Origin of the sequence: Streptomyces sp. NPDC056527 (assembly GCF_042794475.1) — a bacterium.
Taxonomy (GTDB): Bacteria; Actinomycetota; Actinomycetes; order Streptomycetales; family Streptomycetaceae; genus Streptomyces.
This window is the reverse complement of the sequence record NZ_JBHTTQ010000186.1, coordinates 1-6,845: the sequence shown is the minus strand read 5'-3', so window position 1 is coordinate 6,845 and position 6,845 is coordinate 1. Positions and strand designations below refer to the sequence as shown.

7 protein-coding genes and 1 pseudogene are annotated in these 6,845 nt (G+C 70.4%); 1 reads left to right on the top strand and 7 read right to left on the bottom strand.

Translation table 11 applies throughout. The features are described from left to right. Positions 1-96 precede the first annotated feature (96 nt). The 6 genes from rplS to ACFQ7Q_RS37130 form a co-directional block, all read right to left on the bottom strand. Positions 97-447, bottom strand: coding sequence for a 50S ribosomal protein L19 (gene rplS, locus ACFQ7Q_RS37155; RefSeq protein ID WP_356894105.1), 351 nt, complete (start codon positions 445-447; stop codon positions 97-99). 129 nt (positions 448-576) lie between these two features. Then, positions 577-1,398, bottom strand: a complete 822-nt coding sequence (gene trmD, locus ACFQ7Q_RS37150) for a tRNA (guanosine(37)-N1)-methyltransferase TrmD (RefSeq protein ID WP_383563385.1) — start codon at positions 1,396-1,398, stop codon at positions 577-579. Then, positions 1,395-1,994, bottom strand: a complete 600-nt coding sequence (gene rimM / locus ACFQ7Q_RS37145) for a ribosome maturation factor RimM (RefSeq protein WP_383563382.1) — start codon at positions 1,992-1,994, stop codon at positions 1,395-1,397. The genes trmD and rimM overlap by 4 nt, the downstream gene beginning before the upstream one ends. A gap of 84 nt (positions 1,995-2,078) precedes the next feature. Continuing rightward, complete coding sequence (locus ACFQ7Q_RS37140; protein WP_005311361.1) at positions 2,079-2,318, bottom strand: RNA-binding protein; 240 nt, start codon at positions 2,316-2,318, stop codon at positions 2,079-2,081. Positions 2,319-2,320: 2 nt separating this feature from the next. Further along, positions 2,321-2,761, bottom strand: coding sequence for a 30S ribosomal protein S16 (gene rpsP / locus ACFQ7Q_RS37135; protein ID WP_260227749.1), 441 nt, complete (start codon positions 2,759-2,761; stop codon positions 2,321-2,323). A 180-nt stretch (positions 2,762-2,941) separates the two neighbouring features. Continuing rightward, the gene (locus ACFQ7Q_RS37130; protein WP_150232028.1) at positions 2,942-3,535 is read right to left on the bottom strand and encodes a hypothetical protein; all 594 of its coding nucleotides are present in this window, start codon (positions 3,533-3,535) and stop codon (positions 2,942-2,944) included. A gap of 391 nt (positions 3,536-3,926) precedes the next feature. Here ACFQ7Q_RS37130 and ACFQ7Q_RS37125 point away from each other — a divergent pair, with 391 nt between their 5' ends. Further along, entirely contained in the window at positions 3,927-4,676 is a 750-nt protein-coding gene (locus ACFQ7Q_RS37125) for a class I SAM-dependent methyltransferase (RefSeq protein WP_383563379.1), read from the top strand. A gap of 126 nt (positions 4,677-4,802) precedes the next feature. On the opposite strand, the pseudogene ftsH reads toward ACFQ7Q_RS37125, so the two are convergent. Next, positions 4,803-6,729, bottom strand: a pseudogene (ftsH, locus tag ACFQ7Q_RS37120) (ATP-dependent zinc metalloprotease FtsH). Positions 6,730-6,845 lie beyond the last annotated feature (116 nt).

Below are 6,845 nucleotides of genomic sequence, written 5' to 3'. Positions count from 1 at the left end.
CCGTGTGCTGTGCTTCGGTGTCCATCGGGGGCAGAGCCTATCCGGCCGCCCTGAGAATCATCGCTCCGAAGCCCCGCGCGATCGGTGAGCCGGAGCTCAGTTGTCGCGCTTCTCCTTGATCTTGGCAGCCTTGCCGCGCAGCTCACGCAGGTAGTAGAGCTTGGCGCGACGGACGTCACCGCGGCTCACGAGCTCGATCTTCTCGAAGATCGGGCTGTTCACCGGGAAGGTGCGCTCGACGCCGACGGAGAACGAGACCTTGCGGACCGTGAAGGTCTCGCTGACGCCCGAGCCCTGGCGGCGGATGACAACGCCCTTGAACTGCTGGATACGGGAGCGGTTGCCCTCGATGACGCGCACGTGGACGTTCACGGTGTCGCCGGGACGGAAGGCGGGGAGGTCGGTGCGGAGCGAAGCCGCGTTGACCGAGTCGAGCAGGGAGGCCATGGTGGTCTCTTTCCTCGCTGATGCCACAGGTCATCAGCGGAACGTTCGAGAAGGAGATGGAGCGCCGGGTGTACCGGGCGGGCGTCGTCCCCCTGTGGCAGGGGCGCACGCCGGACACACAGCAGCGGCCTATTCTTCCACGCCGCCGGGCCTGCGCCAAAATCGGCCGCCGGGCTCCGGGGCCCAGCCCATCATGGAGAGGATCTCCCGGTCCTTCTTGTCGAAGGCGGCGGGGTCGCAGCGTTCGATCAGGTCGGGCCGGTTCGCCGCCGTACGGCGGAAGGCCTCGTCGCGGCGCCAGCGCGCGATCTTCCCGTGGTGCCCGCTGAGGAGTACGTCGGGGATGGCGCGGCCGCGCCACTCGGGGGGCTTGGTGTAGACGGGGCCTTCCAGGAGGTTGGCCATGGCCCCCGGGGCGAAGGAGTCGTCGCGGTGGGACTCGGCGTTGCCGAGGACGCCGGGCAGCAGCCGGGCGACGGCTTCGGTGATCACCAGGACGGCGGCCTCTCCGCCGGCGAGGACGTAGTCGCCGATGGAGACCTCGTACACCGGCATGCGGGTGGCGTACTCGTCCATGACGCGCCGGTCGATGCCCTCGTAGCGGGCCGGCGTGAAGATCAGCCAGGGGCGCTCGGAGAGCTCGACGGCGAGTTCCTGGGTGAAGGGGCGCCCGCTGGGCGTGGGGACGACCAGGGCGGGGCCGTGGGCGCCCGCCTCGAAGCCGTCGGCGAGGGTCTGGTCGAGGGCGTCGCCCCAGGGCTCGGTCTTCATGACCATGCCGGGGCCGCCGCCGTAGGGGGTGTCGTCGACCGTGTTGTGCCGGTCGTAGGTCCACTCCCGCAGATGGTGGACGTGGACGTCGAGCTGTCCACGCGCGCGTGCCTTGCCGACCAGGGAGACGTTCAGGGGTTCCAGGTACTCGGGGAAGATCGTGACGACGTCGAGCCTCATGCGCCGGCGTCCCCGGCAGAAGGCTTGTCCGCGGCGGAGTCGTCGTCCCGAGCGGAGTCCTCGTCCCGGGAGGAGACGATCTCGGCGCGGTCGTCGATGAGACCGGGCGGCGGGTCGATGACGGCCTGCTGCTTCTCCAGGTCGATGTCGGTGACGATCTCCTCGACGAACGGGATCATCAGCTCGGTGCCGTCGGGCCGCTCGACGATGAAGAGGTCCTGGGACGGCAGGTGGGTGATCTCGGTGATCCGGCCGACCTCGGTGCCGTCCGCGAGCACGACGTCCAGGTCCATCAGCTGGTGGTCGTAGTACTCGTCCTCGCCCTCCGGCATCTCGTCGGGGTCGATGTCGGCGATCAGCAGGGTGTTGCGCAGGGCCTCGGCCGCGTTGCGGTCGCGTACGCCCTCGAAGCGGAGCAGCAGCCGACCGCTGTGCACGCGGCCGGTCTCGATGGTCAAGGGCCCTGTGGAGGCCGGATCCGTGAGCAGGACCGCTCCGGGGCTCAGCCTCAGCTCGGGCTCGTCCGTCCGTACCTCGACGGTGACCTCGCCCTTGATGCCATGGGCGCGGCCGACCCGCGCGACTACCAGCTGCACGACTTCATTCTCTCCTGTCCGACGACGACGGGCCGGGGAGGACCCGAAGGCCCTCCCCGGCCCGTGCCGGTGTGTCCAACTTGCTCAGCGGACCTGGTCCACGTCGACGAGGTCGACGCGGATGCCACGGCCGCCGATGGCGCCCACGACGGTACGCAGCGCACGCGCGGTGCGGCCGTTGCGGCCGATCACCTTGCCGAGGTCGTCGGGGTGGACCCGAACCTCGAGCACGCGGCCGCGGCGCAGGTTGCGCGAGGCGACCTGCACATCGTCAGGGTTGTCGACGATGCCCTTCACGAGGTGCTCGAGAGCCTCCTCGAGCACGATCAGGCCTCGGTCGACTCGGTGGACGCGGCCTCGGCCTCGTCCGCCTTCTTGTCGGCCTTCTTCGCCTTCGGGGTGATGGCCTCACCCTTGGCGTCGTCGCCCTCGAGGGTCTTGGCGAACGCGTCGAAGGAGGCGCGCTTGTCCTCCTTCGTCGCCGGCTGCAGCAGCGGCGCCGGGGCCGGCAGGCCCTTGTGCTTCTGCCAGTCGCCGGTGAGCTTCAGGATGGCGAGGACCGGCTCGGTCGGCTGGGCGCCGACGGACAGCCAGTACTGCGCGCGGTCCGAGTCGACCTCGATCTTCGACGGGTTGTACGTCGGGTGGTACAGACCGATCTCCTCGATCGCACGACCGTCCCGGCGGGTGCGGGAGTCGGCGACGACGATGCGGTAGTGCGGCTGGCGAATCTTGCCGAGGCGCTTGAGCTTGATCTTGACTGCCACTGGAGTGGTGTCTCCTGGTCTTGACGTGGTTGGGCACATGAGATGCCACGTGGGGTTGCGGTACTCGGGTGCCCGATGGACGCGTCAGCCGGAGGAGAGAGGGGTCCTATGCGACTGTCGAGTACAGCTAGCCATTGTGCCACACGCCTGTGGCACGCCGGACCGGGCGCATACTCGGGCTCAGCTCGCCGCCCCCACCGTTTCCGGGATACGGAAGGGCTTGCCGCAGCCGCCGCAGACGATGGGCGCCTGGGCGAGGACGGACGGGACCACGCGGACGTTGCGGCCGCAGTCGCAGACGGCCTTCACACGGACACCGCCGCCCGAGGAACCGTGGCGCGCGGCCGGGCCCCGGAAGGAACGCTTGGTGTCCGCGGCCGTCGCGACGGTGTGGGCCTTGAGGGCGCGCTGGAGTCGCTCCATCGTGGGCCGGTAACGCCGCTTCGCCTCGGGGTTGAGCGTGACCAGGGAGAAGCCGCTGCTGGCGTGCGGCTCCTCGGGGTGGTCGAGGCCCATCTCCTCGGCGATCGCCAGGAATCTGCGGTTGTGGTAGCGGCCGGCGCGTGAGGTGTCGCGGACACCTCGGGCGGCGGCGATGCCGTGGACTGCCTCGTGGAGCAGTCGCTCGAAGGAGAGCTCGGCGCCGCAGGCGGACGAGGACTCTCCGATCAGGGACTCGGGCGCGGCAAGATCCGGCAGTTCGGGGTGGTGCCGCTGAATGTCGGCCCACGCCTGTGCCAGCTCTGCGGCGAGAACAGGTGGTGTCGTGCTCACGTCGCGTACAACGAGCCGAAGCGCTCCCGGGTTCCATTCCGGGGCATCCCAAATAATTTGCACGTACCCGTCAGTTGCCGTTCATGCGTCCGGACGAGGGTCAGTGCGCTGATCTGCGGAGAAGGCTCGCAGGTCGCGGCAAGGTGGTGCGTAGTGGCGCATACGCGTCGGCGCGTATGCGGTGGCTCGTGCGCCCCGGGGGCCGACGCGGCCCGATGCGGGGACAGTACCGGGTCCGGATGCAAGGCGGCGCACCGGCCCGGCGCCGATGGGGAAGTGGTCCGGCGCGAGCACTGGACGCGGGGACGGATGCGCAGTTCCCTGACATACGGGGGGATGCGGGCGCACGTACACGGGGGCCGTCGACCAGGCACTGATTGGGGCGCTTTCCATGACACCTACGCTCGTCCGGCACGATCCCGCGCGCGACTGGGCCGAGATCCAGGAGCGCATGCTCGTGCCGCTCTACGAGGCGGTGTACGACCGTCTCGACGTGGGCCGCGGCTCGCGGGTCCTGGGGCTCGGCTGCGGTTCGGGACTCGCGCTGCTGATGGCGGCCTCCCGGGAGGCCATCGCCACCGGTGTGGACCGGGACCACGCGCGCGTGGAGCTGGCCAGAGAGCGGCTGCCGGAGGGGTCGGGGCACGCGGTGGTGGAGGGTGACCCTGCCGAGGCGTGGGCCGTCGGGGGTGCGCCGTACGACGTGATCACGGCCTTCCACGCGTCGGCCGGGCTCGGCCGGACACTGGCGGAGGTCACTCCTTTGGCGCAACCGGGCACGGCGATCGTGTTGGCCGGCTGGGGGCCGCCGGAGCGGTGCGCGACGGCGTCGGTGCTGCGGGTCGCGGCCCGGCTGACGGGCTGGCGGCCGGCGCTCCGTGACGACCTGGAGGAGGTGGTGGCGCGGGCCGGTCTGAAGCCGGACGGATCGGGCCGGGTGTCGTGCCCGTTCGGGTACGCGGACCAGGACAGTGCGGTGCGAGGGCTGCTGTCGACGGGCGAGTTCGACGCGGCGATCCGGGCGACGGACCCGTCCCAGGTCGAGAAGGAGATCACGGAGGCGCTGGATCCGTACGTCCGCCGGGACGGGACGGTGTGGATGCCGAACGTCTTCCGCTACCTGATCGCCCGGGTGCCGTAGCGGGCGGGCAGGGACGTCGGGGCGCCGGCCGCCCCACGCGCGCGTGGCGCGCCGCTCGGCCCGCTCCTCCTGACGCGATCGGAGCCGTTCGGAGCGGAGCGGACGCCGGCCCCACTCCCCCGGTGGCTACGGCTCCTTGTTCAGGCGGGTGATGCCGGCCGCCCGGTAGGCGGCGTCCTCCTCCAGGGTTTCGTTGGCCAGGAGGGCGGTCGCGAGGGCGTCGAGCCTGTCGCGGTTGTCGCGGAGCTGGCGGAGGGCGCTCTCGTAGCACTCGTCGACGATCCGGCGCATCTCGTCGGCGACCATGTCGAGCGTCGCGGGGGCCGCCGACAGGCCGTACGCCTGTTGGGCGTCGCCGGGGATGGCGGTGAGGCGGCCGACGCGTTCGCTCATGCCCCAGCGGCCGGCCATGCCGCGGGCGATGTTGGTGACCTGTTCCAGGTCGCTCTCGGCGCCGGTGGTGATGACCCCGAAGACGACCTGTTCGGCGGCCATGCCGCCGAGCGCGCCGATGATCCGGCCGCGGAGGTAGTCCTCCGTGTAGGCGTACTTGTCGGAGTCGGGCGTCGAGAGGGTGACGCCGAGGGCGCGGCCGCGCGGCACGATGGTGATCTTGCGGACCGGGTCGGCGCCGGGCTGGAGCATTCCGAGCAGGGCGTGGCCGCTCTCGTGGTAGGCCGTGCGGCGGCGTTCCTCCTCGGGCATGACGAGGGGTCGTTCGGCGCCGAGCTGGACCTTTTCCAGGGCGTCGGAGATGTCGGACTGGGTGACGGCCTTCTGCTGCCGTTTGACGGCGAGGAGGGCGGCTTCGTTGGCGAGGTTGGCGAGCTCCGCGCCGGTCATGCCGGGGGTGGTGCGGGCGACCTGGACCAGGTCGACGTCCTGGGCGAGGGGGATCTCTCGGGTGTGGATCTTGAGGATGGCCTCGCGGCCGCCGCGGTCGGGTGGGTTGACGTGGACGATCCGGTCGAAGCGGCCGGGCCGGGTCAGCGCGGGGTCGAGGACGTCGGCGCGGTTGGTGGCGGCGAGGACGATGACGCCCTCGGAGCCGGTGAAGCCGTCCATCTCGGTGAGGATCTGGTTGAGGGTCTGCTCGCGTTCGTCGTGGCCGCCCATGCCCGAGCCGCCGCCGCGTGCGCGGCCGATGGTGTCGATCTCGTCGATGAAGATGATGGCGGGGGCGACCTTGCGGGCCTCGGCGAAGAGTTCGCGTACGCGGGAGGCGCCGACGCCGACGATCATCTCGATGAACTCCGATGCCGAGGCGGAGAAGAAGGGCACCCCCGCCTCGCCCGCGACCGCTCGTGCGAGGAGTGTCTTTCCGGTTCCGGGCGGGCCTGCGAGGAGGACGCCGCGTGGCATCTTGGCGCCCATCTCGCGGTAGGCGGAGGGGTTCTTGAGGAAGTCGACGACGTCGTTGAGTTCGCCTTCGACCTCGTCGATGCCGGCGACGTCTTCGAAGGTGGTGCGTGTGGCGCCGGGTTCGAGTTCGACGGGCTTGGGTGGGGCCTTGCGTCCGAGCATTCCGCCCGCGCCGCCGAGGCCGGAGCTCATGCGGCGGGCGACGAAGATCCACAGGACGACGAGCAGCAGCATGGGTGCGAGCGAGATGAGCAGGTTGGCGAGGAAGCTGCGTTCCTGGACGACGGGTTCGGCGGTGACCGTGACGCCCTTGGCGGTCAGTTCGTCCCAGAGGTTGTCGTTCGGCGAAGGCGGGCCGCTGGGTGACGAACTTGGTGTAGTCGCCCTTGTCGCCGTTGGGGAGGGGTTGTTTGTTCTTCAGCTCGCCCTGGATGGCGTCGCCCTTGGAGTAGATCTTGGTGACATTGCCGGCGGTGACCTGCTTGCTGAACTCGGTGTACGAGATGGTCGGCTCGTCGCCCCGGTTGAAGAACGACAGGACGAGGTTGGCGATCAGGTAGACGATCAGGGCGGTGAGGATGAGCCCTCCCCAGCCGCCCGGCATCTTCCGCTTGGGCGGGGCGGGCGGCGGGGCGCCTTCCGAGCGCCAGGGCTGGTCGGTCCGGTCGCGAGGGGGTACGGGGTTGGCCACGCTGCTCTCCTCAAGCCGACGTCAGGCCTCATTATTCGAGAACCGGATCAATGCGGCATTACGGGCATGGCGTGGGTGTGAAAAGGGGCCCGGGGCGGTTTCGCACCGCCCCGGGC

Excerpts from the sequence above, each read along its gene's own strand:
- rplS (WP_356894105.1), bottom strand. The coding sequence starts at position 447 with ATGGCCTCCCTGCTCGACTCGGTCAACGCGGCTTCGCTCCGCACCGAC.
- trmD (WP_383563385.1), bottom strand. The coding sequence starts at position 1,398 with ATGAGGCTCGACGTCGTCACGATCTTCCCCGAGTACCTGGAACCCCTG.
- ACFQ7Q_RS37125 (WP_383563379.1), top strand. The coding sequence starts at position 3,927 with ATGACACCTACGCTCGTCCGGCACGATCCCGCGCGCGACTGGGCCGAG.